The organism is Corynebacterium ulcerans, assembly GCF_000767685.1.
In the GTDB taxonomy this organism is placed as follows: Bacteria; Actinomycetota; Actinomycetes; order Mycobacteriales; family Mycobacteriaceae; genus Corynebacterium; species Corynebacterium ulcerans.
Genome location: NZ_CP009622.1, coordinates 1,928,529 through 1,948,781, shown reverse-complemented (window position 1 = coordinate 1,948,781; position 20,253 = coordinate 1,928,529). Strand labels below are relative to the sequence as shown.

General features: G+C 52.0%; 14 protein-coding genes, 1 tRNA gene and 3 rRNA genes. 13 read left to right on the top strand and 5 right to left on the bottom strand.

The window, feature by feature from the left end:
* Positions 1 to 19: 19 nt before the first annotated feature.
* The 3 genes from CULFRC11_RS08810 (at position 20) to CULFRC11_RS08800 (ending at position 1,317) form a co-directional block, all read left to right on the top strand.
* Positions 20 to 95: transfer RNA gene (locus CULFRC11_RS08810), tRNA-Phe, on the top strand.
* A 483-nt stretch (positions 96 to 578) separates the two neighbouring features.
* Positions 579 to 785 (top strand): hypothetical protein, encoded by a 207-nt coding sequence (locus CULFRC11_RS11390; protein WP_230478295.1) that lies wholly within the window; start codon positions 579 to 581, stop codon positions 783 to 785.
* Positions 786 to 1,020: 235 nt separating this feature from the next.
* Complete coding sequence (locus tag CULFRC11_RS08800) at positions 1,021 to 1,317, top strand: GNAT family N-acetyltransferase (protein WP_013912220.1); 297 nt, start codon at positions 1,021 to 1,023, stop codon at positions 1,315 to 1,317.
* 60 nt (positions 1,318 to 1,377) lie between these two features.
* Here the strand turns inward: CULFRC11_RS08800 and epsC are convergent, their stop codons facing one another.
* Both epsC and cysK read right to left on the bottom strand, forming a co-directional pair.
* Positions 1,378 to 1,944 (bottom strand): serine O-acetyltransferase EpsC, encoded by a 567-nt coding sequence (epsC, locus tag CULFRC11_RS08795; RefSeq protein ID WP_013912219.1) that lies wholly within the window; start codon positions 1,942 to 1,944, stop codon positions 1,378 to 1,380.
* A gap of 186 nt (positions 1,945 to 2,130) precedes the next feature.
* Positions 2,131 to 3,066, bottom strand: coding sequence for a cysteine synthase A (cysK, locus tag CULFRC11_RS08790; RefSeq protein ID WP_023636192.1), 936 nt, complete (start codon positions 3,064 to 3,066; stop codon positions 2,131 to 2,133).
* A gap of 762 nt (positions 3,067 to 3,828) precedes the next feature.
* Between cysK and ramA the strand changes: the two genes are divergently transcribed.
* Positions 3,829 to 4,668, top strand: a complete 840-nt coding sequence (gene ramA / locus CULFRC11_RS08785; RefSeq protein ID WP_023636191.1) for an acetate metabolism transcriptional regulator RamA — start codon at positions 3,829 to 3,831, stop codon at positions 4,666 to 4,668.
* Positions 4,669 to 4,735: 67 nt separating this feature from the next.
* Here ramA and CULFRC11_RS08780 read toward each other — a convergent pair whose 3' ends face one another.
* Positions 4,736 to 5,308, bottom strand: coding sequence for a cob(I)yrinic acid a,c-diamide adenosyltransferase (locus CULFRC11_RS08780; protein WP_023636190.1), 573 nt, complete (start codon positions 5,306 to 5,308; stop codon positions 4,736 to 4,738).
* Between the two features lie 38 nt (positions 5,309 to 5,346).
* On the opposite strand from CULFRC11_RS08780, the gene murA reads away from it, so the two are divergent.
* The 6 genes from murA (at position 5,347) to CULFRC11_RS08750 (ending at position 16,201) form a co-directional block, all read left to right on the top strand.
* Complete coding sequence (gene murA / locus CULFRC11_RS08775; RefSeq protein WP_038620777.1) at positions 5,347 to 6,603, top strand: UDP-N-acetylglucosamine 1-carboxyvinyltransferase; 1,257 nt, start codon at positions 5,347 to 5,349, stop codon at positions 6,601 to 6,603.
* Between the two features lie 697 nt (positions 6,604 to 7,300).
* A 16S ribosomal RNA gene (locus tag CULFRC11_RS08770) occupies positions 7,301 to 8,820 on the top strand.
* A 370-nt stretch (positions 8,821 to 9,190) separates the two neighbouring features.
* Positions 9,191 to 12,276 (top strand): 23S ribosomal RNA (locus tag CULFRC11_RS08765).
* A gap of 114 nt (positions 12,277 to 12,390) precedes the next feature.
* Positions 12,391 to 12,507, top strand: a 5S ribosomal RNA gene (rrf, locus tag CULFRC11_RS08760).
* Together the 16S, 23S and 5S rRNA genes form the textbook arrangement of a ribosomal RNA operon.
* A gap of 343 nt (positions 12,508 to 12,850) precedes the next feature.
* Positions 12,851 to 13,600: an ABC transporter ATP-binding protein gene (locus tag CULFRC11_RS08755; RefSeq protein ID WP_014526184.1), complete on the top strand. Its 750-nt coding sequence runs from the start codon at positions 12,851 to 12,853 to the stop codon at positions 13,598 to 13,600.
* Positions 13,601 to 16,201: an ABC transporter permease gene (locus CULFRC11_RS08750; RefSeq protein ID WP_023636188.1), complete on the top strand. Its 2,601-nt coding sequence runs from the start codon at positions 13,601 to 13,603 to the stop codon at positions 16,199 to 16,201.
* A 49-nt stretch (positions 16,202 to 16,250) separates the two neighbouring features.
* Here CULFRC11_RS08750 and CULFRC11_RS08745 read toward each other — a convergent pair whose 3' ends face one another.
* Entirely contained in the window at positions 16,251 to 16,583 is a 333-nt protein-coding gene (locus CULFRC11_RS08745) for a fluoride efflux transporter FluC (RefSeq protein ID WP_023636187.1), read from the bottom strand.
* Positions 16,580 to 16,924 carry a fluoride efflux transporter family protein gene (locus tag CULFRC11_RS08740; RefSeq protein WP_023636186.1) on the bottom strand — a complete coding sequence of 115 codons (345 nt, stop codon included), beginning with the start codon at positions 16,922 to 16,924 and terminating at the stop codon, positions 16,580 to 16,582. The genes CULFRC11_RS08745 and CULFRC11_RS08740 overlap by 4 nt, the downstream gene beginning before the upstream one ends.
* A gap of 126 nt (positions 16,925 to 17,050) precedes the next feature.
* Between CULFRC11_RS08740 and pgm the strand changes: the two genes are divergently transcribed.
* The 3 genes from pgm to CULFRC11_RS08725 all read left to right on the top strand — a co-directional run bounded on the left by pgm (position 17,051) and on the right by CULFRC11_RS08725 (position 20,144).
* Positions 17,051 to 18,688: a phosphoglucomutase (alpha-D-glucose-1,6-bisphosphate-dependent) gene (pgm, locus tag CULFRC11_RS08735; protein ID WP_023636185.1), complete on the top strand. Its 1,638-nt coding sequence runs from the start codon at positions 17,051 to 17,053 to the stop codon at positions 18,686 to 18,688.
* A gap of 104 nt (positions 18,689 to 18,792) precedes the next feature.
* Entirely contained in the window at positions 18,793 to 19,254 is a 462-nt protein-coding gene (locus CULFRC11_RS08730; RefSeq protein WP_031270519.1) for a MauE/DoxX family redox-associated membrane protein, read from the top strand.
* 155 nt (positions 19,255 to 19,409) lie between these two features.
* Positions 19,410 to 20,144, top strand: a complete 735-nt coding sequence (locus CULFRC11_RS08725; protein WP_023636183.1) for a DsbA family protein — start codon at positions 19,410 to 19,412, stop codon at positions 20,142 to 20,144.
* Positions 20,145 to 20,253: the final 109 nt, after the last annotated feature.

The window sequence follows — 20,253 nt, the reverse complement described above, 5'->3', positions numbered from 1 at the left end:
GATCACTTTTGTGGTCAGTGGCGCGGTAGCTCAGTCGGTAGAGCGTCCGCCTGAAAAGTGGAAGGTCACCAGTTCGATCCTGGTCCGTGCCACCACCGAAGCCCCATCCTCGTTGAGGATGGGGCTTCTTTTTGTGTTGTTGGGCTTGGATACAGATAACCATTGCAACTTTTTATCTGAAAGGTTTGCTCAGAGTATCGCTGAATGGCCTATTTCGTTGTCTTACCGATGTGGGGAGACAACGTCTTAACGAGTTAATAGCATCCAGTTTCAGCGTCCAAGCTGCTGTACAACTGTCGGGGCGCACTATAGGGACCGCGCCTGAATTACGCTCCGAGGGTAATATCAATGATTAAAATGGCGTTGTAAAGACCCCTAGAATCCGCCCTTGCCATTCTTGGTTTCCAGTGAAGTTAATGGAAAGGAAGCAACGTTGGCGACGTGGATACCTGCTGCCACCGGAGTTTTTCTCTTATTGTGTGCACTCATTTTTGGTGTTATTGCAGAAAAGAGCAGGCGTGGCACCCTGCCACGGAACGCCATTGTAGGAATTCGGTTAATGAGTACTATGCAATCCGATGAAGCGTGGCAAAAGGCCCACCAAAAAAACCTGGATATGGATAGCTCTGTTAGCCCTCATTTTCTCCATCGGTGGTCTCACGCTTTTGCTGTGGAGAGAAATGACAGAGACCCACTATGCAGCCATTACGGGACTCACGGGTAGTGCCCCCATTCCTATTTTGACTATCATGGGGATTCTTGCGCATAAAGCAGCAAGTCAATAATCCTTTTTCACAAGACACAGAAGGTTAAAGGAATGATTCTTAACCCGTTCGATCGTAAAAGAGGTCTGCAGTATTGACAATGCGTTGGATCATCAACATCAATCGCTGACGAGAATTCAGCCAGCAGCGACATCCAATGGTTTCTGGGGGGGGCATCGAAACGCTAATGGAACATCGGACAGTGATGCGTTGTTGTAGAGAGTACTTGGACGCTACAACTCATCAGGGGACAGCTATGACACAGAATTCTCATAACACCATTGCAGTAGAGCATGAGCCGGAGCAGAGCCGTTTTGTTGTTTACAAAGACGGGAAGCCCGGAGGATTCGCTAGTTACGTTGAACGCGGCCAGTCTCGCGACTTCAATCACACGGTGGTCGATTCTGCATTCCGTGGGCAGGGTCTATCCAAACCGCTGATTAAACATGCTCTTGAGAGCAGCCATGCAGATGGTTTTTCTATCATTCCAACGTGCTCTGCGGTGGAGGGATTTATTGCTAAAAATCCTGAGTACCAAGATTTTGTTATTTAGCACGAGAAATTAAAAAGAAGCAGTCAAAGGTGACTGCTTCTTAAACGTTTGATATCCGTATTAGATGTAGTAATCCGGATCCACGAGTTTGATCTTTTCTCCAGCCCCACGAGGGCGGTTTTTTGCAGGGATTCCCACGGCTATGTGGTTAGCCGGGACATCCTTTGTCACTACTGCGTTAGCGCCGATGGCACTTCCTTCGCCGATAGTGATGGGGCCTAGAACCTTAGCGCCTGCGCCAATTGTCACGTTATCTTCCACTGTTGGATGGCGTTTTGTTTGGGTGAGAACCTGCCCACCAAGGGTTACTCCGTGGTACAACATAACGCCCTCCCCAATCTCTGCTGTCTCTCCGATGACTATGCCCATGCCATGGTCGATAAAGAACCGACGGCCAATGGTGGCGCCGGGGTGGATCTCGATGCCAGTGAGAAACCGTGTGAATTGGGATAGGAGGCGCGCTGGTCCTTTATAGCCTTTCTTCCAAAGCACATGTGCCACTCGGTGCGACCAGATGGCGTGTAGTCCGGAATAAACAATGGCGTTTTCTACGTCGCCGCGTGCTGCGGGATCATGATCTCGCGCATTTGCTAGGTCCTCGCGAATCATCTTGACGATGTTGTACATGCTTGTTGAGCCTATCAGTCCGTCTTTTCCTGCTGAGGTGATTCAGATTGTGACTATTATCTGTGCGAATCTCTTAGCGGAATGAGTTTGTTTAAGGGGTACAACCCACTGCAGGAAAAATAAATTCCCCACGCTTATGGCTGGCCGGGGGAGCTCGTCATAAGCGTGGGGCTAAAAAGAGGTTTCTTAGTCGCGGATATCCTCAAATAGGGCAGTGGAGACATAACGCTCGCCGTAATCTGGGACGACGGTGACAATAGTCTTGCCTTCATTTTCTGGACGAGCAGCTATTTCAAGAGCTGCTTTGAGGTTCGCGCCTGCGGATATGCCTCCAAGGATGCCTTCCTGGGCTGCTAGCTGGCGGGAAGCTGCAATAGCGTCTTCGTTGGTTACCGTGAGAACTTCCTCGTAGATCTTCTGATTGAGGACCTCGGGGATAAAGTTGGCACCCAGACCTTGAATCTTGTGAGGGCCGGCTTTACCTGTAGTTAGTAGGGGAGAAGCTGCTGGTTCGACGGCGTAAATCTTAATGTCTGGGTTGTGCTTCTTTAATGTCTCACCTGCGCCTGTTATTGTTCCGCCGGTGCCGATACCGGCGACGAAAATATCAACCTGGCCCTCGGTGTCTTTCCAGATTTCTTCGCCTGTGGTGTTGCGGTGAATTTCCGGGTTTGCTGCGTTGGCAAACTGGCTGGCCAGAATAGCGTTGCCTCGTTCGCGGACGATCTCGTTAGCCTTGTCTACAGCTCCTTGCATACCTGCGGCACCGGGCGTCAGGATGATTTCTGCTCCATATGCGCGGAGCATGACGCGGCGTTCTAGAGACATTGTTTCTGGCATTGTTAGCACAACGTCATAACCACGAGCTGCGCCTACTAATGCAAGAGCAATGCCTGTGTTTCCGGACGTTGCCTCGACTATGGTGCCACCGGGTTGAAGCGTGCCAGACGCTTCCGCGGCATCCACAATAGCCTTACCAATTCGGTCTTTAACGGAGTTGGCTGGGTTAAAAGATTCTATTTTTACCAGTACATTGCCTGGAAGGTCCTGTGCTAGACGGTTAATGCGGACGATTGGTGTATTGCCGATAGTGTCCAGAATGTTGTCGTAGACCTTAGACATAGCTTGGGGACTCCTTAGTCAGGTTAATTCTATGCAGATAGAAACACAGTCTTGTGCTTTATGGTGACCTTACTCTTTCTACGCGGGAAATACCAGACAGTTCAGTCTTTACATATAGACAGATTTGTCTACGTTCTCCCAGGAGGGGCTTTTGGAATGTTGGCCGCTCGTGGAGGGGTGGGAAGGTAGGTTTGTGTATGGTAAATTCTTATGTAAATAATATCAAAAACACGGCTTTATATGAGTTACGTATGGATGAGATCTAAGTAAGTTCCCAATACTTTGGTGATATGTGCCACATTGTATTAATGGTTTTGTTTTCATTTTCGGACAAATCGGACATTTGGGATCACTGTCTCGACTCTGGATGGGGGACATTAAGGGCTATAGGGGAATAGAAATTGGGAAAGTGGAGGTGGATATTTTCACCGGATGCACTATTGCGGGGACCGCATAATATTCCCATTTTATGTGAGTATGCAGGGGCATTTGCGTAATTTATCCGGATTTATGGGATTTCTATCCTATGGAATATGTGGAAGGGATATGTCTTAGTGAAAACTATTTCAATCTGTACGTGCACCCCTGTGTTCTGACAAAACGGACATATTAAAAACAACACGTCGAATCGGAAGGCTTTTGACTACCCCCGTAAAGTAGATATACTTTCGCCAGTTGCACATTTTCGCTCAGGAACGGATTAAACAAACCAACGAATCTATTGGTTAGTTGCCTGACCGGGCGTCTGACAGGAGGCTTACGGTGGAAGCTCAACGCGTCAAAGATGATGACGATGCGATCCGCTCTGCGCTGGCATCACTGAAAAATGCCACTGGTATCCCAGTGACCATGTACGCGACCGTTCAGGCGGATAATCGCCTACTGATTAACCAGTGGGTGGGATTGCGTACCCCCGCGCTTCAGAATTTAACGATTGAAAGCGGTGTTGGTGTTGGCGGGCGAGTGGTCAAGACTCGCCGTCCAGTAGGCGTGAGCGATTACATGCGGGCTAACGTGATCTCGCATGACTTGGATCCTGTCATCCAGGACGAGGGCTTGCATTCGATTGTTGCGGTCCCGGTTATCGTGCATCGTGAGGTCCGAGGTGTCCTTTATGTGGGCGTTCATTCTCCGGTGCGTCTTGGAGACAAGGTGATCGAGGAAGTCACCATGACAGCACGTGTTCTGGAACAGGACCTCGCTATTATCGCTGCTTCTCGACGTTCCGAGGGGCTGCGCGGGGCAGCCAAGCAGGGGCGCATGATGAACGGCGCCGAGTGGGAGCAGATTAGGGCGACTCACTCCAAGTTGCGAATGCTGGCTAACCGCATCGAGCATGAAGAGCTGCGCCAAGAGCTTGAAGAGCTTTGCGACCAGATGGTAGCTCCTGTGCACGTCAAGCAAACCACCAAGCTTTCTGCTCGTGAGCTTGATGTTCTTTCTTGTGTAGCTCTTGGACATACCAATGTCGAGGCTGCTGAGGAAATGGGCATCGGTGCAGAAACGGTAAAGAGCTACTTGCGTTCTGTGATGCGTAAGCTGGGTGCTCATACCCGCTACGAGGCCGTGAATGCGGCTCGCCGTATCGGAGCGTTGCCCTGATCTAAAGGGACGTAAAAGCCAAAGGGTAAGAGGTGACCTCTTACCCTTTGTTTGTCTATTCGGGGGATTAGCGGTTTCCTCCCGGAACCCACTTCACGTCATTGCTATCGTTTGCTACTCGGCTCAGGATGAATAATAAGTCGCTGAGCCTGTTGAGGTATTTAGCTGGTAATACAGAGGTGGTGTCTGGATGTGCCTCTATGGCTGCCCACGCTGAGCGTTCTGCACGACGGGCGATAGTTCGTGCAGAGTGCAATAAAGCGGCCGCTGGTGTGCCACCCGGGAGAATGAAAGAGTTGAGTTTTTCTAGATTATCGTTGAAAAAGTCGCAGTCTTTTTCAAGATTGTCTATATAAGATTGCTCGATGCGTAGGGGTGGGTATTCGGGGTTCTCTGCGATGGGGGTGGCTAGGTCGGCGCCGGCGTCGAAAAGCTCATTTTGGATGCGGCGTAGGCATGCACCAACTGCGTCAGGTACCTCAGATAGGGCTAAGACTACGCCGAGCGCCGCGTTGAGCTCATCACAATCTGCATAGGCGACAAGTCTTGGGTCATTTTTGGAAACGCGGGAGAAATCGGAGAGGCCGGTGGTTCCATCGTCACCGGTACGCGTGTAAATCTTTGTTAAATGAACGGCCATAAGCCCAACCTACGTGAGAAGTCAGTAGGGTTGGGGGAGTGAAAGAAAGATTTCTAGTGACGGGTGGGGCCCGACTCGAAGGCTCCGTACGGGTAAGCGGCGCAAAAAATAGCGTTCTCAAACTTATGGCAGCAGCTCTGCTTGCGGAGGGGACAACCACGCTAACTAACTGTCCGCAGATCTTGGATGTTCCCTATATGATCCGAGTGCTCGAAGGACTTGGATGCTCAGTGGAATCCGATAACGGGACAGTGCGTATCAGCACCCCCGCGGAGATTTCCAGCGACGCGGATTTTGATGCCGTGCGTCAGTTCCGTGCGTCTGTATGCGTGCTTGGCCCTCTTACCGCGCGCTGTGGTCGAGCCGTTGTGGCCTTGCCCGGCGGGGATGCCATTGGAAGCCGGCCTTTGGATATGCACCAAAGTGGACTAGAAAAGCTCGGTGCCAAGACTCGTATTCAGCATGGCGCCGTTGTTGCGGAAGCAGAGCAACTCAGAGGCGCAAAAATTACGCTTGACTTCCCTTCTGTAGGGGCGACGGAAAATATCCTCACCGCCGCAGTGCTTGCCGACGGCACCACTATCCTTGATAACGCAGCTCGCGAGCCCGAGATTCTTGACCTGTGCACCATGCTCAAAGAGATGGGCGCCGATATCTCCGGCGAGGGAACCTCAACAATCACTATCACCGGTGTGGCTAAGCTGTACCCCACTGAGCATGAAGTCATTGGCGACCGTATTGTTGCTGGAACCTGGGCCTATGCTGCAGCGATGACTCAAGGAGACATCACCGTGGGAGGTATCGCGCCACGGAATCTCCACTTGCCGCTGGAAAAGCTCAAGGTCGCTGGCGCGGAAGTCGAGACCTATGAGCATGGATTCCGTGTGCGTATGGATCGTCGCCCCCAGGCCGTTGATTATCAAACGTTGCCTTTCCCCGGTTTCCCTACAGATCTCCAGCCGATGGCCATCGGAATTGCGACCGTGGCTCAAGGAACGTCTGTGATCACAGAGAACATCTTTGAAGCACGCTTCCGCTTTGTCGACGAGCTGATGCGACTTGGTGCAGACGCCACTGTGGACGGACACCACGTTGTTTTACGCGGAGTGGAACAGTTGTCCTCTACTCCGGTGTGGAGTTCAGACATTAGAGCCGGCGCTGGACTAGTTCTTGCTGGTTTATGTGCTGAGGGGATTACCGAAGTTCACGATGTCTTCCATATCGATCGCGGATATCCCAATTTTGTTGAAGATCTACGGCGCCTAGGTGCCACCATCGAGCGGGTAACCGATTAAACACTCTTTCAATCCCCAGCTTCACGCCTGTGAGCTGGGGATTTGTGTGTTCTGTTGAGGGTATGTAACTTTATGTGAGTCGCCGCGGCCGAGAGGTTGCAAGATGGTGGCCAGAGAGTGAATGAAGGTAACAAAGAGTTTGACTTTTGTTGTTACTGTGTTTACTGTTTGTTGTACTTACGCTTGTAGCGCGCTGATGATGGTTGGTGTGTGGGGTGTGTGGTGTGTTGTTTGAGAACTCAATAGTGTGCCAATGTACTTATAAATATATTTTATGGTTGACATGGTGATAGCTACGTTTTGTAGTTAAACAATGATGCGTTATCACATGATGTTTTATGTGATGATCACGGTGTACACAGTTTTGGCCGGCAAGTGTGGCTTGCTTGTAAAAATGTTGTGCTAAGGAAATGAGTTGTTTATGCGAAACATGGTTGTGTTTCATGCTTATGGCCCTGTGTGGGTTGTGGTGTGGGATTCCATGTGAACAAACAATAGTCACACAGTGTGTGGGTGTTGGGTGGTTGTTGTGTTGTCTCGTCAAGGCATCGATGATCACTGTTTTTTGCTTTACTTTTTTCATTATTTTTTTTGATGAATGATCAATGGATTATTTTTTTGTTGGTTGTTTGTTTTTTTTGCCAGTTTTGGTTGGGCTTTTCACGAAGCCTGGTTGGTCTTTTATTGGACTGATTTTTTTGTGGAGAGTTTGATCCTGGCTCAGGACGAACGCTGGCGGCGTGCTTAACACATGCAAGTCGAACGGAAAGGCCCCTTCGGGGGTACTCGAGTGGCGAACGGGTGAGTAACACGTGGGTGATCTGCCTCGTACTCTGGGATAAGCCTGGGAAACTGGGTCTAATACTGGATAGGACCGCACTTTAGTGTGTGTGGTGGAAAGTTTTTTCGGTACGAGATGAGCCGCGGCCTATCAGCTTGTTGGTGGGGTAATGGCCTACCAAGGCGTCGACGGGTAGCCGGCCTGAGAGGGTGGACGGCCACATTGGGACTGAGATACGGCCCAGACTCCTACGGGAGGCAGCAGTGGGGAATATTGCACAATGGGCGCAAGCCTGATGCAGCGACGCCGCGTGAGGGATGACGGCCTTCGGGTTGTAAACCTCTTTCGACAGGGACGAAGCTTTTGTGACGGTACCTGTATAAGAAGCACCGGCTAACTACGTGCCAGCAGCCGCGGTAATACGTAGGGTGCGAGCGTTGTCCGGAATTACTGGGCGTAAAGAGCTCGTAGGTGGTTTGTCGCGTCGTCTGTGAAATTCCGGGGGCTTAACTCCGGGCGTGCAGGCGATACGGGCATAACTTGAGTGCTGTAGGGGAGACTGGAATTCCTGGTGTAGCGGTGGAATGCGCAGATATCAGGAGGAACACCGATGGCGAAGGCAGGTCTCTGGGCAGTAACTGACGCTGAGGAGCGAAAGCATGGGGAGCGAACAGGATTAGATACCCTGGTAGTCCATGCCGTAAACGGTGGGCGCTAGGTGTGAGGGTCTTCCACGACTTTCGTGCCGTAGCTAACGCATTAAGCGCCCCGCCTGGGGAGTACGGCCGCAAGGCTAAAACTCAAAGGAATTGACGGGGGCCCGCACAAGCGGCGGAGCATGTGGATTAATTCGATGCAACGCGAAGAACCTTACCTGGGCTTGACATATACAAGATCGGCGTAGAGATACGTTTTCCCTTGTGGTTTGTATACAGGTGGTGCATGGTTGTCGTCAGCTCGTGTCGTGAGATGTTGGGTTAAGTCCCGCAACGAGCGCAACCCTTGTCTTATGTTGCCAGCACGTTATGGTGGGGACTCATGAGAGACTGCCGGGGTTAACTCGGAGGAAGGTGGGGATGACGTCAAATCATCATGCCCCTTATGTCCAGGGCTTCACACATGCTACAATGGTCGGTACAACGCGTTGCGAGCCTGTGAGGGTGAGCGAATCGCTGAAAGCCGGCCTCAGTTCGGATTGGGGTCTGCAACTCGACCCCATGAAGTCGGAGTCGCTAGTAATCGCAGATCAGCAACGCTGCGGTGAATACGTTCCCGGGCCTTGTACACACCGCCCGTCACGTCATGAAAGTTGGTAACACCCGAAGCCCATGGCCCAACCAGTTTTCTGGGGGGAGTGGTCGAAGGTGGGATCGGCGATTGGGACGAAGTCGTAACAAGGTAGCCGTACCGGAAGGTGCGGCTGGATCACCTCCTTTCTAAGGAGTTTTATTTTTCCAGCATTCACTGGTTGGTGTTTGTTGTTGTTTATTTGTAAATCCGGGTGGAGCAAAGTTGTGTGTGATTGTGTGCTGCTAATCAGATGGTGGCTGTGCATGGTTGTGTGATGGTGTGTTGTTGTGTTGTGTTGGTTGTAGGATTGTTTGTTTGTTGTGTTGGCATGCTGTTGGGTGTCTGGGATGATGCACTGTTGTGTTGATTCTTGTGGCTGCTTTTGTGCTGGTGATGGCCTGTGTGGGTTGTTGTTGGTGTGGGGGTGGTTGTGTTGTGTGAGAACTGTATAGTGGACGCGAGTAATAATCTTTATTCTTTTTAGTTCTTGGTATTTTTTGTTTGCATATTTTGTGTGTGTTGTTTTTTAAGGGCACACGGTGGATGCCTTGGCATTATGAGCCGATGAAGGACGTGTAAGGCCGCGATAGGCCTCGGGGAGTTGCCAATAGAGCGTTGATCCGAGGGTGTCCGAATGGGGAAACCTGGCCATAGTTATGTGTGGTTACCCTTCAGTGAATTCATAGCTGTTGTGGGGGTTTACGCGGGGAAGTGAAACATCTCAGTACCCGTAGGAGAAGAAAACAATTGTGATTCCGTTAGTAGTGGCGAACGAACGTGGATGAGGCTAAACCATGTGCGTGTGATACCTGGCAGGGGTTGCGTGTGTGGTGTTGTGGGGTGTGTGCGTTAAAAAGGCTGCCATCTTTTTGCTGGTTTGTGCATGTGTTAGCGGAAGTGGTGTGGGAACGCCTGCCGTAGAAGGTGAGAGTCCTGTACGTGAAAGCATGTGTGCGCTGGTTGTGCATGTCCCCGAGTAGCAGCGGGCTCGTGGAATCTGCTGTGAATCTGCCGGGACCACCCGGTAAGCCTAAATACTTGTAATGACCGATAGCGGATTAGTACCGTGAGGGAATGGTGAAAAGTACCCCGGGAGGGGAGTGAAATAGTACCTGAAACCGTGTGCTTACAATCCGTCAGAGCCTCTTTTGTGGGGTGATGGCGTGCCTTTTGAAGAATGAGCCTGCGAGTCAGCGGCATGTCGCGAGGTTAACCTTTTGGTGGGTAGCCGTAGCGAAAGCGAATCCTAACGAGGGTGTTGTTAGTGGCATGTCCTGGACCCGAAGCGGGGTGATCTACCCATGGCCAGTGTGAAGCAGAGGTAAGACTTTGTGGAGGCGCGAACCCACTTAGGTTGAAAACTGAGGGGATGAGCTGTGGGTAGGGGTGAAAGGCCAATCAAACTCCGTGATAGCTGGTTCTCCCCGAAATGCATTTAGGTGCAGCGTTGCGTGTTTCTTGCTGGAGGTAGAGCTACTGGTTGGTTGAGCGGGACTACAATCTTAGCAATGTCAGCCAAACTCCGAATGCCGGTAATGTTATAGCGTGGCAGTGAGACTGCGGGGGATAAGCTCCGTTGGTCGAGAGGGAAACAGCCCAGATCGCCGGTTAAGGCCCCTAAGCGTGTACTAAGTGGAAAAGGATGTGGGATCGCGAAGACAGCCAGGAGGTTGGCTTAGAAGCAGCCATCCTTGAAAGAGTGCGTAATAGCTCACTGGTCGAGTGGTTCTGCGCCGACAATGTAGTGGGGCTCAAGTACACCGCCGAAGCCGCGGCAGTCAACATTTTTTGTTGGTTGGGTAGGGGAGCGTCGTGCATGTGGTGAAGCATTTGGGTGACCGGGTGTGGAGTGTGTGCGAGTGAGAATGCAGGCATGAGTAACGAATGAAAAGTGGAAAACTTTTCCGCCGGATGACTAAGGGTTCCTGGGTTAAGCTAATCTTCCCAGGGTGAGTCGGGACCTAAGGCGAGGCCGACAGGCGTAGTCGATGGATAACCAGTTGATATTCTGGTACCCGTGGTGATGCGACAAGTGGTGAATCAGTGGTACTAACCGCCCATTAATTGCATGTGTTCATACTTTGTGTGGGTGTGTGTGGTTGTGCGTGGGACCTTCGTTGGTAGTAGCCAAGTGATGGGGTGACGCAGTGAGGTAGCCGAGCCACTTATTGGATTGTGGTGTAAGCGTGTGGCCCGTGGCATAGGTAAATCCGTGCTGCATATAGGGTGAGGCGTGATGCGTAGACCTTTTTGGTTGATGTTGGTGATCCTGTACTGTCGAGAAAAGCCTCTAGCGAGTGTCATTATGGCCCGTACCCTAAACCGACACAGGTAGTCAGGTAGAGAATACTAAGGCGATCGGGTGAACTGTGGTTAAGGAACTCGGCAAAATGCCCCCGTAACTTCGGGAGAAGGGGGACCATTGTTGGTGACAGACTGATGGAGCTGACGGTGGTCGCAGAGAATAGAGGGAAGCGACTGTTTATTAAAAACACAGGTCCGTGCGAAAACGTGGAAGTTGATGTATACGGACTGACGCCTGCCCGGTGCTGGAAGGTTAAGAGGACCTGTTAGATCCCTTGTGGGGTCGAAGCGGAGAATTTAAGCCCCAGTAAACGGCGGTGGTAACTATAACCATCCTAAGGTAGCGAAATTCCTTGTCGGGTAAGTTCCGACCTGCACGAATGGCGTAACGACTTCCCTGCTGTCTCAACCACAGGCCCGGTGAAATTGCAGTACGAGTAAAGATGCTCGTTACGCGCGGCAGGACGAAAAGACCCCGGGACCTTCACTATAGCTTGGTATTGGTGTTTGGTTCGGTTTGTGTAGGATAGGTGGGAGACTGTGATACTGCGCCGCTAGGTGTGGTGGAGTCGCAAGTTGAAATACCACTCTGATCGGATTGAGCACCTTAACCTTGGCCCATGATCTGGGTTGGGGACAGTGCCTGGTGGGTAGTTTAACTGGGGCGGTTGCCTCCTAAAATGTAACGGAGGCGCCCAAAGGTTCCCTCAGCCTGGTTGGCAATCAGGTGGTGAGTGTAAGTGCACAAGGGAGCTTGACTGTGAGACTGACAGGTCGAGCAGGGACGAAAGTCGGGACTAGTGATCCGGCACCTACTTGTGGAAGTGGTGTCGCTCAACGGATAAAAGGTACCCCGGGGATAACAGGCTGATCTTCCCCAAGAGTCCATATCGACGGATGGTTTGGCACCTCGATGTCGGCTCGTCGCATCCTGGGGCTGGAGTAGGTCCCAAGGGTTGGGCTGTTCGCCCATTAAAGCGGCACGCGAGCTGGGTTTAGAACGTCGTGAGACAGTTCGGTCTCTATCCGCCGTGCGCGTTGAAACTTGAAGAAGGCTGTCCCTAGTACGAGAGGACCGGGACGGACGTACCTCTAGTGTGCCAGTTGTCACGCCCGTGGCAGGGCTGGTTGGCTACGTACGGAAGGGATAACCGCTGAAAGCATCTAAGCGGGTAAGCCTGTTTTAAGATGAGGTTTCTTTTGAGGTTCCCTCTAGACGAGGGGGTTGATAGGCCAGATCTGGAAGAGTGGTAACACTTGGAGGTGACTGGTACTAATTTACCGATAAACAACCACCTTATGTGGTGTGAATGTGTTGTGCCTGGAGCGTTTAAAAAGAAGAAGAGTTTTGTTGCTTGTGTTCACTGTGCAGTGTCTGACATGACACGTGTGTGTTGTGTTATATAGGATGTGTTGGTGGTTATAGCGTCGGGGGTACGCCCGGTCCCTTTCCGAACCCGGAAGCTAAGCCCGATTGCGCTGATGGTACTGCACCTGGGAGGGTGTGGGAGAGTAGGTCGCCGCCAACCAAAAAATTTGATACAAACAAAAAAATTATGGAGAGTCTAGGTATGATGCCTTACCCTGTGGGGGTGGGTGTGGTGCTTAGACTCTCCTTCTTTTTGTGTACCCACACATAGATCACCCCTTTTTTTGGGTGAAAGGGGGTGTGTGGGGTGTGGGGTTTATTCCGTAGTAAAACACCGGGGGGTGTTGTTGATGGGGTCGCAGAAGGCTAACCGATAAGCCATAAGGGGGTAGTCGTGCGATGGGGTGCGCGCACTAACGTTTCAAGGTTGAATAGACTTGTTACGCTCCTACGGATTTTGATGTAGCAGCTTGGAAACAACCTCAGATAGGAATTAGTTCTATATGTCTATCACCGACTCCAAGAGGCCAGCAGCTCGTGCAGTTGCTCTCACCAAGAGCTATGGGCAAGGCGAGACCATGGTCCGAGCCCTTGATGGCATCGACGTGGAATTCGCTGCCAATGAATTTACTGCGATTATGGGGCCTTCTGGGTCCGGTAAATCTACTTTGATGCACTGCATGGCAGGCTTGGATTCCGTCACCTCGGGGTCGACTTTCATTGGAGATACAGATCTTTCGCAGTTGAAAGATAAGCAGATGACCGCGCTCAGGCGTGATCGTCTTGGTTTCATCTTCCAATCTTTCAACTTGGTTCCTACGTTGACTGCAGCGGAAAACATTACGCTTCCCCGAGATATCGCGGGACGCAAGGTCGATAAGGCTTGGTTTGAGGAAGTGACACAGCGCCTTGGCCTGAGCCAGCGTCTGAATCACCGTCCAGCTGAATTGTCAGGAGGACAACAGCAGCGCGTCGCTTGCGCTCGTGCCTTGGTAGCACAACCGGAGATTATCTTTGGTGACGAGCCAACAGGAAACTTGGATTCCAACTCTTCGGCTGAAGTTTTGTCGATTCTGCGGACTGCCGTAGACCAGGATGGACAGACTGTGGTTATAGTTACCCACGATCCGCGTGCAGCCTCCTACGCAGATCGGGTGGTTTTCCTTGCAGATGGCCGGATTGTTAAAGAACTACGTGCCCCTTCTGCAGAAGACATCTTGCAGACTATGGCTTCTATTGAGGAGCTGGCGTAGATGGGACAACATTCTGCGAAAGGCAGAGAACCTTCATATCCGGTCGGTTCTCCTAATAAAGACAGCTCCACGGCGATGCTTCGTGTGAGCATAAGGTCTGTTTTGGCCCACAAGGTTCGTTTAGCCTTGACGTTGTTGGCTGTTGTTTTGGGGACAGCGTTTGTCTCAGGCTCCTTGATGTTTACGGCCTCTTTGAGTAAATCGTTCGATGCAGTGGTGGACGACAACCTTGCAGGCATTGATGCCGTTGTCTCAGGTAAAGAGAATCCCATTACTGTTGCAGAGATTGAACAGCTTCGGGCCGACAAAAACGTTAAAGCCGTAGACGTTAATGGATCCACAAACGTTGTTGTGGCGACATCGGATCGCAAAGCTATACAAACCGGTGCTGGGCAAGCCAGCGTGTCCATTTTTCATGGTGAGGGCAGCGCAAGTAACCGACCCGTGAAAATTACGGAAGGAGCAGCGCCCAAGGACAATGCCGATGTAGTTATTGCCACTGGAACAGCTTCTGCGCACAACATCAAGGTTGGCGATTCCCTTTTGGTTATTGACGCAATGGGGCAGCGTGAAGTCAACGTTGTAGGAACATATGAGCCTGCTTCGTCCAATACGCCTGGCTTGACCCTCTTAACGTCTGAAGAGGGCTACCTTGCTAATTACACGCAGGGATCTGTGGGATCAGTGATCGTCAAAAGCGCCGGTATGTCTTCTGAAGATTTAGTGAAGTACTTGTCAGAGACCTATCCGCAGTACAAAGTAGACACGGGGGACGCTATAGCTGAACAAATCACTGGAGTCATTAAAAAGGCTCTGAGCTTTGTTAACTATTTCTTGGTAGCGTTTGGCCTCATTGCTCTCCTTGTGGGTACTTTTATCATCGCTAATACCTTCTCCATGATTGTCGCCCAGCGGTTAAAAGAGTTTGCGCTGCTTCGGGCGTTGGGTGTGTCCAGAAAGCAACTTACCCGTTCGGTTGTATTCGAAGCGGTGATCATCGGCCTCGTTGGCTCCATAATCGGCATCTTTGGGGGCATGGGCCTGGTCAAGCTCATTCAGTTTGTGATGGCTAAGTTTGGCATGGAAATTCCCGCAGCTGGTTTGGGGCTTACCGTCACTTCGGTGCTTCTCCCATTAGCGTTGGGCACAATCGTTACGGTAGTGAGTGCATGGGCGCCTGCTCGTCGTGCAGGCGCTGTTCGGCCCGTGGAAGCTATGCGTTCTACAGAAACCGCATCCGAGAGTTCTTTGAAAGTCCGCACTATTTTTGGTGTGGTCGGGATTGGACTGGGCATCGCCGCTGCGTTGGTGGGAATTTTCGCAGAGGATGCAGCCACCAAAACTCGGGCGATTTCCGTAGGTGTTGGCGCATTGTTCGTGATTGTCGGCGTATTTGCTGCCTCACCCGCAATAAGTATCCCCGTTGTCGGAGCACTGGGGCGTGTGCTGGGTGCCCCGTTCGGGGCCGTCGGCAAGCTATCAGCTACCAACTCTCGACGTAACCCTAAGCGAACTGCGACGACTGCGTTCGCGCTCACTTTGGGCGTTGCGCTTGTGACAACGATCGGGATGCTATCGGCGACGATGAAGAGCAGCATTAGCGATCTTGTGAATAGTGAGGTCAAAGCTGAATTCATCTTGTCTGGCCCTCAAGGCGGACATTTCCCGGTACCTGCGGAAGCAGAGCAGAAAGTCCGTGAAGTAGAGGGCGTGGGTTCTGTGACATCGATGGGCTTTGCACCAGTCACATTGGGAACCGCAAAGCTGGGGGCCGCATCGCATCCGCGCGGTACGGCGTTGGTGAATGGAAAGATTGACGATGTGGTTAAGGCTGAAGGTGTGGAGGGAAGTCTCGACCTCACAGAAGCTGATCGCGTAGTGGCTAAGAAGAGCTACTTAGAGGCACAGAACTTAAAAGTCGGTGACCAAGTACCGCTGCGTCTGGAAGACGGGACGGAGATTGCTCATGTCACGATCGTCGGTAGTTTCTCCGAGAGCAAGGTTTTGAATGACGTTATTGCTTCGAGCAAAACTATCGAGGGCAAGAACGTGCTCTCGACGACCTCAGTTTTGTTTGTGAACGGCAACGGAACCAAGACCACCGATGAGCTTCGCGACGGGATTAATAAAGCCGTTGAAGATTTCCTTGTTGTACGTGTCCAAACATCAAAAGAGTATGCAGGCGAGCAGTCCTCAACGATTACTCAAATGATGAATATTCTGTATGCTCTTCTCGGTCTTGCAGTGGTGATTGCGATTATCGGAATCATCAATACCCTTGCGCTGAACGTTATTGAGCGCCGCCAGGAGATCGGTATGCTGCGGGCAGTAGGCACCCAGCGTAGGCAAATCCGCACAATGATTTCTATTGAGTCAGTGCAGATTGCTCTTTATGGTGCCGTGGTCGGCATCGTCATCGGCCTTGGCCTGGGGTGGGCGTTCCTCAAGGTTCTTTCTTCTCAAGGACTTGGAACGATCAGTATCCCCATCGCCGAGATCTTATGGCTACTTGTCGGTTCGGCAGTTGTCGGCGTGGTTGCCGCGCTGTGGCCAGCACGGCGTGCCGCCAAGACTCCGCCGTTGGACGCTATAGCAGACTAACCGTTCGCGTATAAAAACTCGGGTTCACTATCAGGTGAGCCCGAGTTTTTTATAGGTGCATGATGAGACCAGCGCTGCCAACACCAAGCACGCAGGTCACCGCCAGGTATGCAAGAGCGAATAGCCAGCGACCTTGGACAATATCCATTCCCAGTTCTTGTGCCAGGGTCGACCAAGTGGATAGAGCGCCTGCGAGTCCAGTACCTACAAGCACTATAAGTTCTTGGGGGAGTGCGCTCCGCCATAGCCAAGCGATCAACGCACAAGCAGCAATGTTGGCCACCAAGGTTCCTCGGTAGGGCCCCAGTTTTCCTAACCAGAAACGGCAGACCCCGCCGCAAAACCCACCGAGTGCCACAGATCCGAGCATGTAGAGAGTCATGGGGTGAGGGCTTTTCTCTGCATAAGGGCATTGCCTAGGAGCCATCCGGCGATGCATCCGAAGACTGTGGCGAAGAAAATAGCAACCGCAGAAACCCCGCTGATCTGAGGTATTGCTAGGTAGAGGGCGAAAGCAGAGAAGCTCGTAAGACCCCCGAGAAACCCGGTTCCCCAGAAAGGGCGTGGCCGGAAATAACCCATGAGAGTTGCTCCCACGATATTGATGAGGACGGTGACAGAGGGGGCGTCGATAAGCGATACCTGACTGGTGATGAGGAAACGCGCAGCGGCTCCGAGAGCTGCACCGCTTCCAACGACCACCGAGCGAGGGACTCTATCCATGAGGTCCAAGCCTACTCCGTCAGTGTGGGGATTGATGTGTCACAAAACCACAGAAATCAGATGCGTCGGACATCGAAAACCGCGAAGATAGAAGGGGTAGACACCGAGCGGACACTAAGGAGCATCATGGCACATGAGCGTGCAGGTCAGTTGGCCCAGTCCGAAGATCTTATTGATATTGCAGAAGTGGTGACTGCGTATTACACGCGTCATCCCGATGTAGATAACCCTGACCAGCAGGTATCTTTTGGAACGTCCGGGCATCGTGGTTCCTCTTTGGACACCGCGTTTAATGAGCAGCATATTCTCGCGATTACGCAGGCCATCGTGGAATATCGGCGGAGCAACAACATTGATGGCCCGCTTTTTATCGGACGTGACCCGCATGCGCTCAGCGAGCCTGCGATGATCTCCGCCCTTGAAGTATTGCTGGCCAACGATGTGACTGTGCTTGTCGACGACCGCGGCCGCTACACACCAACGCCCGCAGTGTCGCACGCGATTCTTACCTATAATGCGAGCACCCAGACACAGCGTGCCGACGGGATCGTGATTACGCCCTCACATAATCCACCACGCGACGGTGGTTTTAAGTACAATCCTCCTCATGGCGGACCTGCGGACACAGATGCCACAGACTGGATTGCCAACCGGGCGAATCAACTGCTCCGCGATGGCTTGCGCGGAGTCCAGCGGACCTCCGTACAAGGTGTCCTTGACCCGCGAGCCCACGCATACAATTTCCTAGATTCTTATGTTGCGGATCTGCCAAACGTGGTCAATATCGCAGCCATAAGAGACTCCGGGTTGCATATCGGCGCAGACCCTATGGGCGGGGCATCCGTGGACTATTGGGGTGCGATAGCCGAGCGCCACAAGCTCAATATGACGGTTACTAACCCGCTTGTCGATGCCACCTGGCGTTTTATGACCCTAGACACCGATGGAAAAATCCGAATGGACTGCTCCTCGCCTGACTCTATGGCCTCGCTAGTGAGCAACCGAGACAGGTTTGACATATCTACCGGTAACGACGCCGATGCAGATAGACACGGGATAGTCACCCCAGACGCCGGCCTGATGAACCCCAATCACTATCTGGCGGTAGCCATCGATTATCTGTTTACGCATCGCCCTGAGTGGTCTAGCAACATTGCCGTGGGCAAGACGCTTGTCTCGTCTTCGATGATTGACCGGGTGGTCAGCGGCCTGGGTCGCAAACTCATCGAGGTGCCCGTAGGCTTCAAGTGGTTTGTGCCTGGCCTTGTAGACGGCTCGGTGGGGTTTGGCGGCGAGGAATCCGCAGGGGCATCGTTTTTGCGTCACGACGCAACCGTGTGGTCTACAGACAAAGACGGACTTATCCTCAACCTCCTCGCTGCGGAAATAGCTGCGGTGACCGGGAAGAGTCCGTCGCAACGCTATGCGGAACTAGCACAGACCTACGGCGCCCCTGTCTACGCGCGTATCGATGCCCCCGCCAACCGCGAACAAAAAGCAACGTTGAAAGGGCTTTCTCCGGAGGCCGTCGTGGCTACCGAGCTAGCGGGTGAAGCCATTACCGCGAAACTCACTCATGCACCCGGCAACGGAGCGGCACTTGGCGGGCTTAAAGTGACTACCGACAACGCCTGGTTTGCTGCGCGGCCTTCAGGAACGGAACAGAAGTACAAAATCTATGCTGAGTCCTTCCTCGGAGAAGCGCACCTACAGCAGGTACAAAGGGAGGCACAAGAGCTTCTGGATGGGATACTCCAAGCTTAAGGAACCTGTTGGTGAGGCCTAGTGCTGGTGGCGCAATGAACTCTTCCAGCACTTCCCTCCACCCTAAAGCTGCATTAGAGTTTAGGTTTGTGTCTGAAAATACGATGAGGCGTTCCAGAAAGACTATGGCGTTAGATGCCATGAGCTTCTTCGCACGCTTCTTTATGGCTTATATCTGGATCTCGGCGGGTATCTCTAAAACAGGGTCGCATCTAGAGACAGCGCAATCGGTAAAAGCGTATGAAATTTTTAGCGATACGTGGGCTAACTGGATTTCCATAATTATCGGCCCGTTGGAGATCGCCGGCGGTGTTTTGCTGCTGCTGGGAATATTCCTACGCAAGGCAAGCTGGGTTTCCACCTTTGTCATGGTGTTGTTCATCATTGGACTTTCCCAAGCGTGGGCCCGAGGGCTTAGCATCGACTGTGGTTGTTTCGGGCCACAGGGAATTACAGAAAACACTGCTGCTGATTACGCAAAAGTGATAGCTAGAGACATCGTCTTTGTTGTGCTGTCGCTTTGGACGGTGTACCGCCCCTTTAAAAAGTGGGCCCTGTACGCATAAAAACATGATGTGTTGCGGGGAGTCTTCTCTACCTCCCCAAGACCACGTATTATGGCATCAATTGAGTCTGAAAGCTCATCACCCATGTTTCTTCCGTCTGCAAAGTAGGTAGCTCGTGGGTGAGAACAACGACAAGAAACAAGGTTGTAAAAATAGTGAGTAGTGCATCCTCCGTGAAAAGGGTTAAAAACCCTACTGAGAAGTCCAATGGTTTCCTCTGGGCTATCCTGGCGCTTCTGGTAGTGGTCATCGCTGTGGTCGCTTTTATTGTGATCCAAGGTCGGGGCGCTCAGGCAGATAAATTTGCAGATCGCGAACGTGAGTCAATCTCTTTCGGCGGTGCAGTAACGGACAACGCAATTCAGTTGAAAGCGGCAAACGCAAAGTCTGATGCCAAGAAGATTGATCTCTACGAGGATTACTCCTGCTCCCACTGCGCTGAGCTAGGAAAAGCAACAGACAAGCCGATGAAGGAAGCCATTGAAAAAGGCGAAATCGTGGTTAACCTGCGATTCCTTAACTTCCTCGATCGTGGAAACGAAGATGGCAGCTCCAGCAAAGGCGGAGCAGCTGCGCTAGCCATTGCTAACGCTGGTGAGTGGGAAGCCTACTGGAACTACCGCACGCTGCTCATGGAAGAGCAGAACAGCATCTACGGGCAGTGGAGCAACGACGACTTTGCCAACGCAGCCAAGAACGTCGGTGCATCCGATGAGGTAGTACAGAAGATTCGTGAGGGCGCTGAAAAGCAGCACTTCCTTGACGCTGCTAAAGCCAATACCGAGAAGCTAGAGAAGGACAGCGGAAAAGTTTCCTCACCGCGCGTCTTTATCGACGGCAAGGAAGTCACCGAAAACATCAATACCTGGGTTACCCAGGCTACTTCCTAAGTACAGCTGAACGCATAAGACAGCGACGCCACCTTGTAGGGTCGCTGTCTTTTTGTGGTATTTGTGCTGGTTGGTGTGCGTGTACATCGGTGTGCTGCCCAGAATTTGG